Origin of the sequence: Halococcus hamelinensis 100A6 (genome assembly GCF_000336675.1) — an archaeon.
Taxonomy (GTDB): domain Archaea; phylum Halobacteriota; class Halobacteria; order Halobacteriales; family Halococcaceae; genus Halococcus; species Halococcus hamelinensis.
Genome location: NZ_AOMB01000008.1, coordinates 1 through 16,561, shown reverse-complemented (window position 1 = coordinate 16,561; position 16,561 = coordinate 1). Strand labels below are relative to the sequence as shown.

The following is a 16,561-nucleotide window of genomic DNA, read 5'->3' as shown; positions in this document are numbered from 1 at the left end:
CGAGGGCGCGTTCGTCCGCCGGTCGCTCCTGTCGCGAGCCGCGCTCGCTACGGGTCGCGTCGAAACGCGACGGTCTCCGCGCCGTCGAACCGCGGCCCGGAACCGCGCTCCTCGAAGCCCGCATCGAGGGCGGCGGCTCTGAGGTCTTCACGGTCGGCCTCGACGAGGAGTTCGACCGACATTCCCTCGCCATCGGCGAACCGGCCGGGTTCGCGGAGGAGGCGTTCGGCGACCTCGCGATCCCCCTCGAACTGCGTGACGTGCACCGCGTCGCGCCGGGCGTCGAAGCTCACGAACCCGACCGCTCTCCCGCCGTCGTCGGCCACCCGCACGGTCCTGTCGTGGACGAGGTTGCGCATGGTCTCGGTGGGCGCGTCCGCGAGCGCGGCCAGGGGCTCCGCGTCGGCCTCGACGGCATCGCGAACCTCCATGCCCCCCGGAGGTGGGGCGCGCGCTTAAACCCTCAGCCGACCGGAGAACGGATGGAAGCAGTTATCCCCGGCCCGTCCAACCGGCAACCATGTCCTACATTCACACGCCAGCGAGGGTTTGCGGGCGAGGGAGCCGACGATGCGGGTCGTAGCGAAGTTCGGCGGCACGAGCCTCGGCAGCGGTTCGCGGGTGAACCGGGCGGCGGACTCGGTCGCCGCGGCGGTCGAGGCGGGCCACGAGATCGCGGTGGTCGTCAGCGCGATGGGCTCGACCACCGACTACCTCCTCCGGGAGATCCAGTTCGAGGCCGACGAGGCCGACCGCGCCGAGATCGTGAGCATGGGCGAGCGGACCTCGGCGCGGATGGTGAAGGCCGCGCTCTCGGCCCGCGGGGTCGACGCGACCTTCCTCGAACCCGGTTCGGAGCACTGGCCGGTCGTCACCGACTCGCGGGGCGAGGTCGACGTCGAGGAGACCACCCGCCGCGCCCAGGCGCTCGCCGACCAGCTCGACGGCATGGTCCCGATCGTCACGGGCTTTCTCGCCGAGGACCACGCCGGAGCGGTCACCACGCTCGGTCGGGGGGGTTCGGACACGACCGCGGTCATGCTCGGCAACTACATGTCGGCCGACGAGGTCGTGATCGTCACCGACGTCGAGGGCGTGATGACCGGCGACCCCCGTGTGGTCGAGGGCGCGCGCAACGTCGCGAAGATAAGCGTCGACGAACTCCGGAACCTCTCCTTCCGCGGCGCGGAGGTGATCGCGCCGAGCGCGCTCAACTACAAGACGACCGACCTCTCCGTGCGGGTCGTCCACTACCAGCACGGCGACCTCCTCCAGGGCGGCACCCACATCGAGGGTACCTTCGAGACCTTGATCGACCTCCAGGAGGAGCCGCTAGCCTGTCTCACCGTCGCGGGCCGGGCGATCCGGAATCGACCGGGCATCCTCGCGGCGCTCTCGGGCGCACTCTCGGAGGCGGACATCAACATCGACGCGGCGGCGAGCGGGCTGGACTCGGTGACGTTCTACGTCTATTCGCGCGAGAGCACCGAAGCCGAGACCGTCCTCCACGAGCGGGTGATCAACGAGGACGCGCTGTCGAGCGTCACCGTCGACGAGGAGGTCGCGGCGCTCCGGGTCACCGGCGGCGAGCTCCCGACCCAGTCGGGGGTCGTCCAGGGCATGATCGAGACCCTCGCGGACGAACGCATCGCGGTCCACGACGTGATCACCAGCGCCACCTCGGTCGCGGTCTTCGTCGACTGGGACGACCGCGAACAGGCGCTCTCGGTCATCCAGGATACCTTCCACTGACCGGACTGGTCTGACGCGAGCGTAGCTTTATCACACCAAGGACGACAGTTCCCGTATGGGGACCGCTCCGAGCGACGAGACCGACGAGGATGCCGTAGGAAACCGTGGGGACGACGGGAACGCGCTGAACCCGAGGGGGATGGGGGTCGGGCTCGCGCTCGGCATCGGGATGGGCGCGGCGTTCGGCGTCGCCACCAACGACATCGGCATCGGGACCGCGATCGGTGCCGGCATCGGCACGGCGTTCGGGGTCGCGTTCAGTTCTCGGTCCGAGGCGTGACTCTCCCTCGACCGCCGATCCGATTCAGCTACCCACACCCGCTCATCCGCACACCCGCTCATCTACGACCCGGTTACCCGTTCATCGGCCCTTCCTGAGTCGGTTGCCGATGGCATCCGGCAGCCCCGCCTCGGCCACCGCGCGTTCGACCGCGTCGATGTCGTAGTCGACGCGCCGCTCCTCGACCGTCATCGCGTCGAGGTCCAGGATCGCGTACGCCGCCCGCGGGTCGCCGTCGCGGGGCTGGCCGACGCTGCCGGGGTTCACGACGATCCCCTTGTCGTAGGTCTCGTGGTGCTGGACGTGGGTGTGCCCGAGCACGAGTACGTCTTCTTCACCGAGCATCCCTGGCTCGAACAGGTCCGGGTAGGTGTAGCGGTCGGGGTCGTCGGGGTGGCCGTGGACGACCGTCACCCGGTCGAACTCGGTGCGCTCGTCCGGGAGGTCCCCGAGCCACTTTCTCTGATCCTCGTCGAGCTGCTCGCGGGCGTACTCGACCCCTGCACCCGCCATGCTGTTGAAGCCGAAGGCGGTGCCGGTCGTGGTCGCCCGGTCGTGGTTGCCCATCACGGTCGGGATCGCGCGCTCGCGCACCTGCTCGACACACGCGCCGGGCCAGGGGTTGTAGCCCACGACGTCGCCCGCACACACCAGGCCATCGACGGCCGGCATGTCGTCCCAGACCGCGTCGAGCGCGGGCCGATTCCCGTGGATATCCGAGATGAGGCCGATCTCCATGCCCGCCCTCGGCCCTCCACGGCCTTCAACGCGGGGTGTGGGGGCGGGACGGTTCGTGCCGACCGGAAGGTCAGGGCGTATAAATCCGGGCCGGGCCTGCATCCGACATGGCCGACGGCGGATTGACCCTCACGGAGACGGTATCGATGGCGATCGGCGGGATGGTCGGCGGCGGGATCTTCGCGGCGCTCGGCGTCGTCGCGGTCGCCGCCGACACCCTCGCGTGGTTCGCGTTCGTGGTCGCGGGGCTGATCGCGGCGTGCGCGGGCTACTCGTTCGTCCGCCTCAACCGGCTCGTCGGTGGCAACGCCGGCCCGATGACCTACGTCGAGCGGTTCACCGGCAGCACCACGCTCGCGGGGATGGTCGGCTGGACGTTCGTCATCGGCTACGTCGGCACGATGTCGCTCTACGCCTTCGCCTTCGGCGGCTACTTCACCGAACTCGTCGGCGTCGCGAGCCTTTCCGGGGTGCCGCTTCGCCCCCTCGTCTCGGTTCTCGTGGTCGCGATCTTCGTCGGTCTCAACACTGCCGGTGCCCACGCCTCCGGCCGGTCGGAGGAGCTCCTCGTCGGCGTCAAGGTCCTGATCCTCCTCGTGTTCGGCGTCGCCGGGGTCTACTACGGCTTCACGCACGGGGAACTCGTCACTGGGTTCGAACACTTCGGGGTCGGGCCGGTCGTCGCCGGCGGCCTCGCGTTCGTCGCGTTCGAGGGCTGGGAGCTCCTCTTTTTCGACCAGGATTCCATCCGGAACCCCGGGCGAACCGTCAGAAACGCGGTCTACATCGCCATCGCCGCCGCCACGGGGCTCTACGTGCTGGCCGCCGTGGTCACCACCGACCTCGTTCCCCTCCCGGTGATCCGGCGAAACGCCGACACCGCGCTCGCGGTCGCCGCCCGGCCCTTCTTCGGCGAGACGGGCTTCGTGCTGGTCGCCGTCGCGGCGCTGTTCTCGACCGCGAGCGCGCTCAACGCCACCCTGTTCAGCTCCGCGCGGCTCTCGAAGCGGATGGTCGCCGATGACTTCCTCCCGAACCGGCTCCGCGGTTCGACCGGCGACGAACCGACACGCCTCCTCGTGGTGCTCGGACTCCTCACCGCCGCCTTCGTCCTCGTCGGCAGCCTCGACGCCATCACCTCGTTCGCCTCGCTCGCGTTCATCACGATCTTCGGCGGGATGAGCGCGCTGGCGTTCACCCAGCGCGACTCGCTCGTCACAGCTCTCGTCCCCGGGTTCGGGGCGGTCGGTGCGGTGGCGGCGGTGGTCTCGCTGCTCTCGCACCTCTTCAGCGCCGAGTTCGACACGTTCGTCGTGGTGGTCGCGCTCGCGGTCGGCGTCGTCGCGGTCGAACTCCTCTACTTCGAACGCGAACCGATCGCACACGAACTCCACGAAATCGAGGACTCGCTCTGAACCGGGAACGAACTGCCATTGCGTTTTTCCCGATCGATACCGCGAAAAAACTACCGTCGAGGCCGGCTACTCCCCGGCGGATCCACTTCGGTGAGCGGGTACGCAACTGTTTTAGGCGAACGCCGGGTTTGAGTGGATATCATGAGCACGCTCGAAGCCGAGTACCAATTAGCGTACTTCGAGGAGGAGGGCTTCGTCCGGAAGGAGTGTCCGGGCTGTGGGTCGTTCTTCTGGACGCGCGACGAGTCACGCGAGACCTGTGGCGAACCGCCGTGCGACGAGTACGCCTTCATCGGCGAGCGGAGCCTCGACGAGGAGCTGAGCTTGGAGGAGATGCGCGAGGCGTTCCTCACCTTCTTCGAAGACCACGACCACGAACGGGTCGACCCCTATCCCGTGGCGGCGAACCGCTGGCGCGACGACGTCTTGCTCACCCAGGCGTCGATCTACGACTTCCAGCCGCTCGTCACCGCCGGCAAGAGCCCGCCGCCCGCGAACCCGCTCGCGATCAGCCAGCCCTGCATCCGGATGCAGGACATCGACAACGTGGGGAAGACGGGGCGACACACGATGGCCTTCGAGATGATGTCCCACACCGCGTTCAACGCGCGCGAGGACCTCGATAATCCCGGAAAGTACGCCTACGAGGGCGAGGTCTACTGGAAGGACCAGACGGTGCGATACTGCGATTCGTTCTTCGAGGCGATGGGCGCGAACATCGAGGAGATAACCTACATCGAGGACCCGTGGGTCGGCGGCGGCAACGCCGGCCCCGCCATCGAGGTCATCTACCGCGGGGTGGAGCTCGCCACGCTCGTCTTCATGTCGATGGAGCAGGACCCCGAGGGCGACTACGAGCTGAAGGACGGCAACCGCTACTCGAAGATGGACACCTACGTGGTGGATACGGGCTACGGGCTCGAACGCTGGACGTGGGTCTCCCAGGGGACGCCCACAGTTTATGAAGCGATCTACCCCGAGATGATCGCCTTCCTGAAGGAGAACGCGGGGATCGACCACACGGCTGACCAAGAAGAACTCGTCACGCGGGCGGCGACGCTCGCGGGCCACATGGACATCGACGAGGCCGAGGACGCGGAGGCGGCCCGCGGCGAGATCGCCGACCAGCTCGGCGTCGAGGTCGGCGAGTTGCGGGAACTCCTCGAACCCCTCGAAGCCATCTACGCCATCGCGGACCACTGCCGAACGCTGGCCTACATGCTCGGCGACGAGATCGTGCCCTCGAACGTTTCTACCGGGTATCTCGCCCGGATGGTGCTCCGGCGCACCAAACGCCTCTGTGACACCGTGGACATCGACGCGCCGCTCGACGAGCTGGTCGACATGCAGGCCGAGCGCCTCGGCTACGAGAACCGCGACACCATCAGGGACATCGTCCGGACGGAGCTCGAGAAGTACCGCGAAACCCTCGAACGCGGTGGCCGGCGGGTCCGCCAGCTCGCCGACGAGTACGCCGACCGCGACGAACCGATCCCCACCGACGAACTCCTCGAGCTCTACGATTCACACGGCATTCAGCCCGACATGGTGGCCGAGATCGCCCGCGAGAAGGGCGCTGACGTCGCGGTTCCCGACGACTTCTACAGCCGGGTCGCGGCGCGTCACGGCGAGCCCGAGGCCGACGAGACGGCCGACGAGACGACCGACGAACGGATCGCGGACCTCCCCGAGACCGAACTCGGCTACTACGACGACCAGGAGCGCATGGAGTTCGAGGCGATGGTGCTCGACGTCTTCGAGCGCGAGGACGGCTACGACGTGGTGCTCGACCGGACCCTCTTCTACCCGGAGGGCGGCGGCCAGCCCGCCGATACGGGCACGCTGAACACCGACGACGTCACCGCCGACGTCGAGGACGTCCGGCGGGAGGGCGACGTCGTGGTCCACCACACCGACGAGGACCCCGGCACCGGCGAGTTCGTTCGCGGGACCATCGACGCCGGCCGACGACGCCAGCTGATGCGCAACCACACCGCGACCCACATCGTCGGTCACGCCGCGCGAGAGGTGCTCGGCGACCACATCCGACAGGCCGGCGCGCAGAAGGGACTCGACCGGTCGCGGCTCGACATCCACCACTACGACCGGATATCGAGAGAGGAGGTGAAGGCGATCGAACGCCGCGCCAACGACCTCGTCACCGACAACGTGCAGGTCACGGCGGAGTGGCCCGACCGCAACGACGCCGAGAAACGGTACGGCTTCGACCTCTATCAGGGCGGGATCCCGCCGGGCGAGCACATCCGACTGATCCACGTCTCCGACGACGTCCAGGCCTGCGGCGGGACCCACGTTTCGCGTACCGGCGACATCGGCGCGATCAAGGTCCGCTCCACCGAACGCGTCCAGGACGGCGTCGAGCGCCTGACCTTCGCGGCGGGCGAGGCGGCCATCGCGGCGACTCAGGACACCGAGGACGCCCTCTACGGGGCGGCCGAGGCCTTCGACGTCTCGCCGGCGGAGGTTCCGGGGACCGCCGAGCGCTTCTTCGGCGAGTGGAAGGCGCGCGGCAAACGCATCGAGACCCTCGAAGCCGAACTCGCGGAGGCGCGCGCCGCGGGCGGCGTCGAGGGCGAGGAGGTCGACGTCGGCGACGCGACGGCGGTGATCCAGCGCCTCGACGCCGAGGTCGACGAGCTCCGCGCGACGGCGAACGCGTTGGCCGACGGCGGCCAGGTCGCGGTGGTCGGGAGCGGCGCGGACGGCGCACAGTTCGTGGTCGCGGTGCCCGACGGGGTCGGGATCGACGCGGGCGAAGTGGTCGGCGAGCTCGCCGCGAGGGTCGGCGGCGGCGGCGGCGGACCCGCGGACTTCGCCCAGGGCGGCGGTCCCAACACCGAGGACCTCGACGACGCGCTCGACGACGCACCCGACGTGCTCCGGCGCGTCCTGAACGCCTAACCCTCCACTTTTTTGGACGGGGGTTGAGGGCCGCGAAGCGGCCCGATGCCCCCGTCCAAGAACCTGTCTTGCTGAGCATCGCGAAGCAAGGCTCGGAAGACGCGAAGCGTCTTCCGGCGGACTAAAAAGGCCGCTCACTCGGCCTGCAGCCTCGTTCGCGGGACAACCACTTCCTCCTCACCGCCACCGCCCCGCGTCAGCCACACCCTCCCCAGCCGATTGCGCTCCTCGTTCGCTCGCGTTGCTCGCTCACTCCGGTGCTCATCCCTCGCACGAGTCGCACGCTCCGCGTGCTCCCGCGCGCCACTGCGACCGAACCGCCACCGCTCCGCAGCCGAATCGCCTCACGATGGATTCGAACGGTTTTCCACGCTGGCCGACCCACGCGCCACATGGACCGCCGTACGTTCGTCGCGACCGGTGCCGGCGGAGCGGTGCTCCTCAGTACCGGGGGGATGCTCGGTGCGGACGCACTCCTGGGCGACGGACCGGAGAACGGGCCCGCCTACGGGTCGATCCCCGTCCCCGAGCCGAGCGGGTCGACGACGCTCGACAACGGTCGGCGGGCGTCGCTCTACGCTGACGGTCGGGTCGCGCTGTTCGGCGCGTCGCTCGCGAGCCAGTACACGGGGGTGCCGGCGGTCGTCGGCCGGCTCCGAAACGTCTCGGGAACGACCATCGAACAGGTCCGCCTCGACATCCGATTCCTCGACGACGCCGGTGAGTCCCTCGCCGGTGGCTGGGTCGGCAGCGACACGCTCGGGCCCGGGGAGGTGTGGCGGTTCGTCGTCAACTACCCGAACAACGACCCGAAGAACATCGCCACCGCGCGGGTCGCCGGGATCGAGGTCGTCTGAGGAGCGCTCGAACCGAGTGTTTCTCCTGTCGGCCTACCCCTCGACTTCGAACGAGACCTCGACCTCGGCCTGGTACTCGTGGCCGTCCGCCGAGGCGACCTCGACGCTCAGCCCCTCGACCTCGATCCAGTAGACGTTCTCGAGGCTGTCCGTGGCCTCCTGGGCGGCGTCGTCGACGGCATCCTCGAAGCTCTCGGGGCTCGTTCCGATCAGCGTGACTTTCTTGTAGACCATTGCAGTCCCCCGTGGGGAGGGCGGCCGAATGAACCGTCGGATCTCGGTGACGACCGCCGCCACTCACCCCTTTTAGTGGGCTGCCACGAACACCAGAGTCAAACCGCTCGACCGCCGAACGGGAGCCATGCCGATCGACCTTCCCCGGCTCGGACTCGGGACCTATTCGAGCGACGACGGCGACGACTGGGCCGACACCGTCTCCACGGCGCTCGATACGGGCTATCGCGCCGTCGACACCGCACAGGTCTACGGCAACGAGGCGGCCGTCGGCGAGGGCATCCGGTCCTCGTCGGTCGACCGCGACGACGTGTTCCTCGCGACCAAGACGGTCCACGTCGACGTGCCGCCCGAACCCGAAGAAGTCCCCGAGGCCATCGACGGCTGTCTCGACCGGCTCGGGGTCGACTACGTCGACCTGCTCTACGTCCACTGGCCGTCGGGGGTCTACGACCACGAGGACGTACTCCCCGCCTTCGACGAGGCCTACGAGGCCGGCAAGGCCCGCAACCTCGGGCTCTCGAACTTCACGCCGGAGCTGCTCGACGAGGCTCGCGAGGTCCTCGACGCGCCGCTCGCCGCTCACCAGGTCGAGATGCATCCCCTCTGCCAGCAGGAGGAGCTCGTGGCCTACGCCCAGGAACACGACCACTGGCTGGTGGCGTACTCGCCGCTCGCCCGCGGCGAGGTGTTCGACCGCCCCGAGATCGAGGAGGTCGCGGAGAAACACGACGCGACGCCCGCCCAGACAACCATCGCGTGGCTGCTCGCGAAGGACAACGTCGCCGTGATCCCGAAAGCCAGCAGCGAGGACCACCTCCGTGACAACCTCGCGGCGCGCGACATCGACCTCGACGAGGAGGACGTCGACCTGATCGACTCGGTCGAGGGCGAGTACCGGGTCGTCGACCCCGACCACGCGCCCTGGAACTGACCTGCGGACCGCTCACTCCCCGACGGAGAACGTGGCCGTGCTGTTGCACTGTTCGCAGTCGAAGACCACCTGCTCCGCGTTCCATATCTCGATGTCCACGTCGCGGTTCTCACAGTAGGGGCACGTGATCCACTCCCGAACGGACCGACGGTCGTCCGTCCCGGAGCCATCGAGCGATCTCATCGGCGTGTGTACGCCTCACACCCGGTATAGCCTTCTGCTTGCAACACCAGCGACGGTTCCACCGACCGGGTCTCATCGGGCGACCCACCGCACATCGACTCCGCCGACTCGATCGTTCGTCAGAACAGCGCCGTTCGATACCGCTCCCAGCACTCCTCGCAGACCCGGACGTCCTGTTCGTCCGCCGTACTCTCGCCGTCGCTGAGCGTGATATAATAGTGCGGTTGTTCTTCAGAGAGGACCGTGCCACAGAGCGGGCAATCCATGCCTCGCCTGGGGAGAGCCCCCTTAATAAAGTCTCAGTATTCGAAGCCCGTTTCCGTTCGTCCTCACGAGAGGTCCGCCTCGATCCCCCTCCAGCAGTCCTCACAGAGGGGGACGGGGCCGACCGTTCCGTCGTCGGATGCCGCCGAACGCGTCCCGTCGCTCACCCTGAGCGCGATACGATACCCGGGACGGGCCGCCGGAAGCCCGGTCCCACACAGCGGACAGTCCATATCCCGGCGTGCGTCGTCATGTAAAATAAACATGACCGATCCGTGTGGCGACGGACCGTGGCTTCCCACCGGAACGGTCGCCGACGGACGGCGCTCGGCCCGCCGTTCGACCTCGACGACCGCGACACTTTCCGGGTAGCCACAGGATACCTTATACACCCCGCCCGAATATCCCCTCGAATGACCGCACACGACGACCCGAGCGACGACCCGGAGTGGTCACTGCTCGGTCCCGGGCTGCTCGTGGCCGCCACCGGCGTGGGTGCCGGAGACCTCGCCGCCGGACTCGTCGCCGGGAGCCGGTACGGACTGAACTTCGTCTGGGCCGTCCTCATCGGGATCGTCCTCAAGTTCGCACTCAACGAGGGGGTCGGGCGCTACCACCTCGCGACCGACCGGACGATCATCGAGGGGATCCACTCGTTGGGGCGGTGGGCGAGCGGCTTCTTCGGCGGCTACTCCCTCCTCTGGGGGTTCGTCTACGGGGCCGCCGCGAGCTCGTCCTGTGCGCTGGCCGCGAACGCCCTCTTCCCGGCCGTCCCCTTCTGGGTCTACGTCGTCGTCCATCCCATCGCGGGCGCGGTTCTCGTGCTCGCCAACCGCTACGAGGTCTTCGAGGACATCATCACCGTCTTCATCTCGCTGATGGTGGTCACCGTCGTCGGCGCTGCGGTCTTCGTCCTCCCGCAGCTCGGCGACATCATCGCGACCGGGCTCCCCGCCCTCCCCGAGGGTTCGACGATCTACGCCCTCGGGCTGATCGGCGGCACCGGCGGTACGATCACCATGGCCTCCTACGGCTACTGGCTCAGCGAGAAGGAGTGGACGGGCTCGCGCTACATCCCCGTCATGCGCCGCGACGCGGCTTCCGCCTACATCATCACCGGGATCTTCGTGATCGCGCTGATAATCATGAGCGCGGCGCTGCTCTACGGCACCGGGGCCTCGGTCTCCGGCGAGGACGGCCTCCTGACGCTCGCCGCCAACCTCGGCAACCAGCTCCACCCCGCCCTCCGGTACGCCTTCCTGATCGGCTTCTGGGCCGCCTCGTTCACCTCCGTGCTCGGGACCTGGCACGGCGTCTCGTACCTCTTCGCCGACTTCGTCGGTCGGTTCACCGGCGATATCGACGACCACGCGGAGATCGAATCGGAACTCCGGCGCACCCCCGCGTACAAGTTCTACGTGCTCTGGCTGACGTTCCCGCCGATGCTGCTCTACTTCCTCGGCCAGCCGGTCTTCATCATCATCGTCTACGGCGCGCTCGGGGCGGTCTTCATGCCGTTCCTCGCCATCTCGCTGCTGGTCCTCCTCAACTCGGACCGGGTCAACCCGGCCGACAGGAACGGCCCGGTGTTCAACTCGCTGCTGGTCGTCAGTGCCCTGCTGTTCATCGCGCTGCTGGTGAACGAACTGGGTAGCCTTCTCCTGTAGAACCGGCCCTCTCAATGCTGAACCTCGCGCGGGAAGGCACTCAACCGCGATGGGTGCGGATCTCGCAAGCCGTACCGGTTTCAGTGCCCGGCCGTGTGTATCGAGTGTTCATGACTGATTGGCGCTCCGTCGGTATCGGGTTCGGTTTCCAGGTCGTGTTCGGGGTCGTCGCGTTCGCGCTCCCCGGGCTCGGGACCATCATCGCCGGGTTCCTCGCGGGTCTCATCTCGGCGTATCTCACCAACGACGGTGCCAGGGACGGCGCGTGGCACTCGCTGCTCTCCGGCGCTCTCGGCGGGATCATCGTCGCGGTCCTCGCGGGTATCGCGGTCTCACTGCTCGGCTTCGCCTTCGGCTCCTCGGGACTCGGGGCGCTGTTCGGCGGCGGTGTCCTGGCCGTCGGCGTCCTGATCGCGTTCCTCACCGCGATCCCGAGCGCGGTCGGTGGCGCGATCGGCGGCTCCGTCAGCTGAGACCGACGCTCCCCTATATCGGATCCACACCCGAGCACTGCTATCCGTACGAAATTTCATCGAATGCCGCTGTTATCCGTCTAAACTACGCGAAAAATCTGAATAGTCCCACCAGGATTCGAACCTGGGTCGAAGCCCCCAGAAGGCTTCAGGATTGGCCACTACCCCATGGGACTGTACCCGCCACTTGTGCGAGTCGCTACTTATCCTTGTTGGAAGCGACCGAGAACCCACGCTCAACCCCCGACGAAATCACCGTCGAAACGCCGTAGAATCGTCCGTCCGGCAGCGCGAGAACGGACGATGGACACGCTTCGACTCGTCGGCGGGGCGGTCGTCGCGTATCTCGGGTTCGTCTTCCTCCTCGGTACGGCCACCGTACTGCCGAGCAGGCTCGACGACCTCGCCTCGTTCGCCGTGGCGAACGCGACCGAACCGGTGGTCGTCCTGAACGCCGCCCTTCCGGCTTCGACCCTCGTCATCGTCGCGCTCGCCCGACGCAGCCGGTAGCCTCCTCTTACTTCGATGGCTACTTGCACCCGACCCCCCGAACGCGACCATGTACATCGGGCGCTTCGTCGTCGTCGGTCCTGGAATCGGGGCCTACCGGGTCTCCTCGCGGTCGTTCCCCAACCGAAAGGTCATCGAGCGCGAGAGGGACCTCACCGTCGTCCCCACCAGCGAGGCCGAAGAAACCGACAACCCCTACGTCTCCTACAACTGCGTGCGACCCACCGAGTCGGGGGTCGTCGTCGGCAACGGCTCGCACACGGACCCCATCGCCGAAAAGCTCGCGCTCGGCTACCCCGCGCGTGACGCGCTCGCGCTCTCGCTGCTCGCGCTCGACTTCGAGAAGGACGACTACGACACTCCCCGCGTGGCCGGCGTCGTCGGCGCTGAGGAGAGCTACATCGGGACCGTCCGCCGCGACGCGCTCGTCGTCGAACGCGTCACCGAGCCGACGCTCGTGGCGACCTACGAGAAGGACAGTCCGGAATCGTTCGATTTCGCTGCCGACACCGCCGAGGGGGCGGCACGGACGGCCTACGAGGTCGACTTCGAACACCGGGTCTGTGCGGCCGGGGTCGCAGTGAGCGACGAGGGCGTCGAGACCGCGGCCGAAAACGGCGAGTGAACTACTACTGACCTACTCGGCTTCGAGCGCGAGCGCCGCGAGCAGGGCTTCGAGCTGGAGGCGCTCGTTCGCGCCCTGGCTAATACGGTAGTCAGTCTCGCCAACGCGTTCGAGCAATCGGACGGTGGCGCGGTCGTCGAGGTCGAACGACCACGCCGAGCGGTGGAGCTGGTCGATGACGTCGCCCCCGCCCAGCCCCGCCTCGGTGAGGAGGTCGTCGAGCTTGGCGCGCGCCGCCGTGAAGTCGCCGTCGAGCGCTGTCGTCACCATCGTCTCTATCTGCTCGGGGCGGACCGCGGCCGTGATCGCGTAGACGGCCTCCTCGTCGACCGTCTCGCCCGTGGTCGCGGCGGCCTGCAATCCGTTGATCGCCTTTCGCATGTCGCCGTCGGCGGCGTAGACCAGCGCGTCGATGCCGTCCTCGGTGATTTCGATACCCTCCTCCTCGGCGATCCGGCGGACGTACTCCGCAACCGAGTCCCCGTCGAGCGGCCCGAACCGGAACACCGCACACCGCGACTGGATCGGGTCGATGATCTGATTCGAGTAGTTACACGAGAGGATGAAGCGGGTGTTGTTCGCGAACTGCTCCATCGTCCGGCGGAGCGCCGACTGCGCGTCGCTCGTGAGCGCGTCGGCCTCGTCGAGGAAGATGATCCGGTAGTCGTAGCCGCCGAAGCTCGCGCGCGCGAAGTTCTTGATCCGGTCGCGCACCACGTCGATCCCGCGCTCGTCGCTCGCGTTGAGTTCGAGGAAGTTCTCGCGCCAGTCGTCGCCGTAGACCTCGCGGGCGATCGCCATCGCGGAGGTGGTCTTTCCAACCCCCGCCGGTCCGGTGAACAGGAGGTGTGGGAGGTCGTCCTGGGCGACGTAGCTTTCGAGCCGACCCACGATGTCCGCGTGGCCGGCGACCGCCGAGAGCCGCTGCGGGCGGTACTTCTCGATCCAGATCTCGCCCCGGCCACGGGCTTCGGCCTCGCTCATGCGAGGGGGACGGCCGGGCCACCCTTAAGCCACCCGAGACGTCACCGCCGCTCGACAGCCTCAAGCCCGCCCGTCCTCAGACACGGGTATGGTTCGGGTCGACGTCGTCGGCGGTGACACCCACGAGATAACCCTCGACGACCGGGATACCTACGCCGACCTGCTCGCCGCCGTCGGACTGAATCGCCACGAGGCCACGGTGCTGGTCGACGACCGACCGGTGCCCGACGACGGCACCGTCGAGGCCGACTCGGTCCGGGTGCTTCGGCTCGTCAAGGGTGGGTGAGGGATGGAGGTTCGCCCCGCCCGCCCCGCGGAACTCCCCGACGTGATGGGCGTGCTCGACGGCGCGTTGCTTGCGGCGGACGCCGACCGGGTCGGCGAGCGGATCGAGGACGGGCGGGTGCTGGTCGCGACGGTCGAGAGTCGGGTCCTCGGGGCGTGCGTCCTCGCCGATGGCGAGATAGACGCCATCGCGGTTCGGCGGTCCCGTCGCGGCCAGGGTGTCGGCACTCGGCTGGTCAACGCCGCAGCGGACGCCGTCGACGGACCGCTCGTCGTCGAGTTCGACCGCCGGGTTCGGCCCTTCTACGACGCGCTCGGCTTCGTCTCCCGACCGACCACCGACCCCAAGCGACTCCGGGGCCGGCGCGAGCGCTGAAGTTCGGCGATCTGGACGAATAGACCGCATTCAGACCACTCCTATAAACCCCATATCGCGATACGAAATCAGGTATCGAACGATCCCGACGACGGATCGACGGGAGCTCCGGCTCTCGGAAGCTACTCCTCGAATCCCGCTCGAAAAGCACACAGCGCAGCTCGCAGGGTAAAACTCGTTGGAGGCGAATCGACTCTCCACACTCCTCGACCCGGCCTACGAGTACGTGACGTTGAGCTCGATGACGTTGACCGTCTCCAGCACCTTCCGCGGGAGCTCCTCGGTGAAGCGCTCGTCCTGGATCCGGTTCGAGGGGCCGGAGACGCTCAGCGCACCCAGGATCCGGTCGTCCGTGCTCAGGATCGGGGCGGCGACACAGTGGAGCCCCGCGAGGCGTTCCTCGTCGTCGAACGCGACGCCCGCCTCGCGTATCTCCGCCAGTTCGTCGTCGAGCTCGTCGCGGTCGGTGACCGTCCGCGAGGTCGCCGGTGCCAGGCCGTGCTGGTCGACGATCGCATCGACGCGTTCGGGCGGAAGGTAGGCCAGGATCGCCTTACCGAGCGCCGTGGTGTGGAGCGGTACCCGCGTTCCGACGTGGGCTTCGACTTGGACCGCGTCCTCCCCGCGCGCCCGATAGAGGTAGGACCCGCGGCCGTGCTCTTCGACCATCAGGTTCGCCAGCTCGCCCGTCGATTCGGCGAGTCGGTCGGTTTCGGGCTTCGCGATCTCGTAGATATCGAGCTCAGAGCGGGCGTAGGCCCCGTATTCGAGGAACTGGATACCGACTCGATAGGACGACCCCTCCTTCACCACGAACTCCTCTTGGACCAGCGTGCTCAGGTAGTTGTGAACCGTGCTCTTCGGGATATCGAGGTGGGCCGCCAGTTCGGAGACGCCGGCCCCGTTCAGCGTCTTGAGGGCGTCGACGATCCTGAACGCGGTCTCGACCGACTTCACCGCGTATCGGGCTTGCTTTCCCATACTACTGGTACCGTATTCTGCAGAGATGAATCCCTCGCTCGGCTACGTGGACCGTCGAGTCCCGTCGGTGAATGTCGGCGTGCTTCCCGACGACCGAACTCGTTCAGCGGACGGTGTAGCCGCCGTCGAACGAGACTATCTCCCCGTTCATGAACGAGGACGCCTCGCTCGCGAGGAACACCGCGACCGGACCGAGCTCCGTTGGCTTGCCGAGCCGTCCCATCGGGGTGTACTCCCGCCAGGTCTCGGCCATCTCCGGGTCCTCTTCGAGGACGTCCTCGACGAGGTCGGTTCTCATGTAGCCCGGCGCGATGGAGTTGACTCGAACCCCGCGATCCCCCCACTCGGAGGCGAGCGAGCGGGTCACCATTATCACGCCGGCCTTCGAGGCGTTGTAGGCGATCTGGGGCTGGGGGTGATTCGCGACGAGCCCCGACATCGAGGAGATGTTGACGATGGTCCCCGACCCTCGCTCCAGCATGTGTCGACCGACGTGTTTCGAACAGAGGAACACCCCGGTGAGGTTGACGTCCATCGTCGCCTGCCACTCGTCGACCGGCATCTCCTCGGCGGGGGTGTTCGAGACGATGCCGGCGTTGTTGAGCAGGATATCGATCCCGCCCAGCCGGTCGACGACGGTCTCGGTCATCGCTTCGACCTCGGCCTCGTCACTGACGTCGGCCGTGACCGACGTGGTTTCGACGCCCAGCTCGGCGATCTCGTCGGCGGCCTGCTCGGCGGTTTCAGCATCCACGTCGACGATGGCGACGTCGGCACCCGCCTCGGCGTAGGCGGTCGCCATGACGTTGCCGAGCCCGCGACCGGCACCCGTGACGACCGCGCGCTGTCCCTCCAGCGAGAACTCGTCCAGCACTGACATAGTTGCGGTTCGATGGCCCATCGCAAATAGCCATCGACCGTTCGGGATCGTGGGTTCGAAAGGACCAATGGCGACGGGATGCCATCCCGAGAGGAACATGGATACCGACCTCAGCGGACGGACGGCGCTCGTGACCGGCGCGGGCCGGGGGAACGGTCGAGCGATCGCCCGCGACCCTGTCTCTTATACACATCTCTGATG

General features: G+C 67.7%; 21 protein-coding genes and 1 tRNA gene. 12 read left to right on the top strand and 10 right to left on the bottom strand.

Annotated elements, in window-relative coordinates; translation table 11 throughout:
- Positions 1 to 47: 47 nt before the first annotated feature.
- On the bottom strand, positions 48 to 431 hold the full coding sequence (locus C447_RS02975) for a hypothetical protein (RefSeq protein WP_007690748.1): 384 nt from the start codon (positions 429 to 431) through the stop codon (positions 48 to 50).
- A 139-nt stretch (positions 432 to 570) separates the two neighbouring features.
- On the opposite strand from C447_RS02975, the gene C447_RS02970 reads away from it, so the two are divergent.
- Positions 571 to 1,752: an aspartate kinase gene (locus C447_RS02970; RefSeq protein WP_007690747.1), complete on the top strand. Its 1,182-nt coding sequence runs from the start codon at positions 571 to 573 to the stop codon at positions 1,750 to 1,752.
- A gap of 55 nt (positions 1,753 to 1,807) precedes the next feature.
- A complete protein-coding gene (locus tag C447_RS02965; protein ID WP_007690746.1) occupies positions 1,808 to 2,032 on the top strand; it encodes a hypothetical protein in 225 nt (74 codons plus the stop codon).
- 81 nt (positions 2,033 to 2,113) lie between these two features.
- Here C447_RS02965 and C447_RS02960 read toward each other — a convergent pair whose 3' ends face one another.
- Positions 2,114 to 2,770 carry a metallophosphoesterase family protein gene (locus C447_RS02960; RefSeq protein WP_007690745.1) on the bottom strand — a complete coding sequence of 219 codons (657 nt, stop codon included), beginning with the start codon at positions 2,768 to 2,770 and terminating at the stop codon, positions 2,114 to 2,116.
- 107 nt (positions 2,771 to 2,877) lie between these two features.
- Between C447_RS02960 and C447_RS02955 the strand changes: the two genes are divergently transcribed.
- The 3 genes from C447_RS02955 (at position 2,878) to C447_RS02945 (ending at position 7,964) form a co-directional block, all read left to right on the top strand.
- Complete coding sequence (locus tag C447_RS02955; protein WP_007690744.1) at positions 2,878 to 4,185, top strand: APC family permease; 1,308 nt, start codon at positions 2,878 to 2,880, stop codon at positions 4,183 to 4,185.
- A 141-nt stretch (positions 4,186 to 4,326) separates the two neighbouring features.
- Positions 4,327 to 7,107: an alanine--tRNA ligase gene (alaS, locus tag C447_RS02950; RefSeq protein ID WP_007690743.1), complete on the top strand. Its 2,781-nt coding sequence runs from the start codon at positions 4,327 to 4,329 to the stop codon at positions 7,105 to 7,107.
- A gap of 392 nt (positions 7,108 to 7,499) precedes the next feature.
- Entirely contained in the window at positions 7,500 to 7,964 is a 465-nt protein-coding gene (locus tag C447_RS02945; RefSeq protein WP_007690742.1) for an FxLYD domain-containing protein, read from the top strand.
- Positions 7,965 to 7,997: 33 nt separating this feature from the next.
- Here the strand turns inward: C447_RS02945 and C447_RS02940 are convergent, their stop codons facing one another.
- Entirely contained in the window at positions 7,998 to 8,198 is a 201-nt protein-coding gene (locus C447_RS02940) for a dodecin (RefSeq protein WP_007690741.1), read from the bottom strand.
- Between the two features lie 127 nt (positions 8,199 to 8,325).
- Between C447_RS02940 and C447_RS02935 the strand changes: the two genes are divergently transcribed.
- Positions 8,326 to 9,132 (top strand): aldo/keto reductase, encoded by an 807-nt coding sequence (locus tag C447_RS02935; RefSeq protein ID WP_007690739.1) that lies wholly within the window; start codon positions 8,326 to 8,328, stop codon positions 9,130 to 9,132.
- 12 nt (positions 9,133 to 9,144) lie between these two features.
- On the opposite strand, the gene C447_RS17600 is transcribed toward C447_RS02935, so the two are convergent.
- From C447_RS17600 to C447_RS17855, 3 genes are all read right to left on the bottom strand, one after another.
- On the bottom strand, positions 9,145 to 9,315 hold the full coding sequence (locus tag C447_RS17600; RefSeq protein WP_007690737.1) for a hypothetical protein: 171 nt from the start codon (positions 9,313 to 9,315) through the stop codon (positions 9,145 to 9,147).
- A gap of 119 nt (positions 9,316 to 9,434) precedes the next feature.
- A complete protein-coding gene (locus C447_RS17860; protein ID WP_153300706.1) occupies positions 9,435 to 9,581 on the bottom strand; it encodes a hypothetical protein in 147 nt (48 codons plus the stop codon).
- 63 nt (positions 9,582 to 9,644) lie between these two features.
- Positions 9,645 to 9,812, bottom strand: coding sequence for a hypothetical protein (locus tag C447_RS17855; protein ID WP_153300707.1), 168 nt, complete (start codon positions 9,810 to 9,812; stop codon positions 9,645 to 9,647).
- Between the two features lie 180 nt (positions 9,813 to 9,992).
- Between C447_RS17855 and C447_RS02930 the strand changes: the two genes are divergently transcribed.
- Both C447_RS02930 and C447_RS02925 read left to right on the top strand, forming a co-directional pair.
- A complete protein-coding gene (locus C447_RS02930; protein WP_007690735.1) occupies positions 9,993 to 11,246 on the top strand; it encodes an Nramp family divalent metal transporter in 1,254 nt (417 codons plus the stop codon).
- Between the two features lie 110 nt (positions 11,247 to 11,356).
- A complete protein-coding gene (locus C447_RS02925; RefSeq protein WP_007690733.1) occupies positions 11,357 to 11,719 on the top strand; it encodes a DUF5518 domain-containing protein in 363 nt (120 codons plus the stop codon).
- Positions 11,720 to 11,822: 103 nt separating this feature from the next.
- Here C447_RS02925 and C447_RS02920 read toward each other — a convergent pair.
- Positions 11,823 to 11,895: transfer RNA gene (locus C447_RS02920), tRNA-Gln, on the bottom strand.
- Between the two features lie 127 nt (positions 11,896 to 12,022).
- Between C447_RS02920 and C447_RS02915 the strand changes: the two genes are divergently transcribed.
- A complete protein-coding gene (locus C447_RS02915) occupies positions 12,023 to 12,229 on the top strand; it encodes a hypothetical protein (RefSeq protein WP_007690731.1) in 207 nt (68 codons plus the stop codon).
- 49 nt (positions 12,230 to 12,278) lie between these two features.
- Positions 12,279 to 12,854, top strand: coding sequence for an IMP cyclohydrolase (locus tag C447_RS02910; RefSeq protein ID WP_007690729.1), 576 nt, complete (start codon positions 12,279 to 12,281; stop codon positions 12,852 to 12,854).
- 12 nt (positions 12,855 to 12,866) lie between these two features.
- Here C447_RS02910 and C447_RS02905 read toward each other — a convergent pair whose 3' ends face one another.
- On the bottom strand, positions 12,867 to 13,838 hold the full coding sequence (locus C447_RS02905; RefSeq protein WP_007690727.1) for a replication factor C small subunit: 972 nt from the start codon (positions 13,836 to 13,838) through the stop codon (positions 12,867 to 12,869).
- A gap of 88 nt (positions 13,839 to 13,926) precedes the next feature.
- Here C447_RS02905 and samp2 point away from each other — a divergent pair, with 88 nt between their 5' ends.
- Both samp2 and C447_RS02895 read left to right on the top strand, forming a co-directional pair.
- A complete protein-coding gene (samp2, locus tag C447_RS02900) occupies positions 13,927 to 14,124 on the top strand; it encodes a ubiquitin-like small modifier protein SAMP2 (protein ID WP_007690725.1) in 198 nt (65 codons plus the stop codon).
- Between the two features lie 3 nt (positions 14,125 to 14,127).
- A complete protein-coding gene (locus C447_RS02895; protein ID WP_007690723.1) occupies positions 14,128 to 14,499 on the top strand; it encodes a GNAT family N-acetyltransferase in 372 nt (123 codons plus the stop codon).
- A gap of 216 nt (positions 14,500 to 14,715) precedes the next feature.
- Here C447_RS02895 and C447_RS02890 read toward each other — a convergent pair whose 3' ends face one another.
- Together C447_RS02890 and C447_RS02885 are read right to left on the bottom strand one after the other, a co-directional pair.
- A complete protein-coding gene (locus C447_RS02890) occupies positions 14,716 to 15,480 on the bottom strand; it encodes an IclR family transcriptional regulator (RefSeq protein WP_029601925.1) in 765 nt (254 codons plus the stop codon).
- A 103-nt stretch (positions 15,481 to 15,583) separates the two neighbouring features.
- Positions 15,584 to 16,360, bottom strand: a complete 777-nt coding sequence (locus C447_RS02885) for an SDR family NAD(P)-dependent oxidoreductase (protein WP_007690719.1) — start codon at positions 16,358 to 16,360, stop codon at positions 15,584 to 15,586.
- Between the last annotated feature and the right edge of the window lie 201 nt (positions 16,361 to 16,561).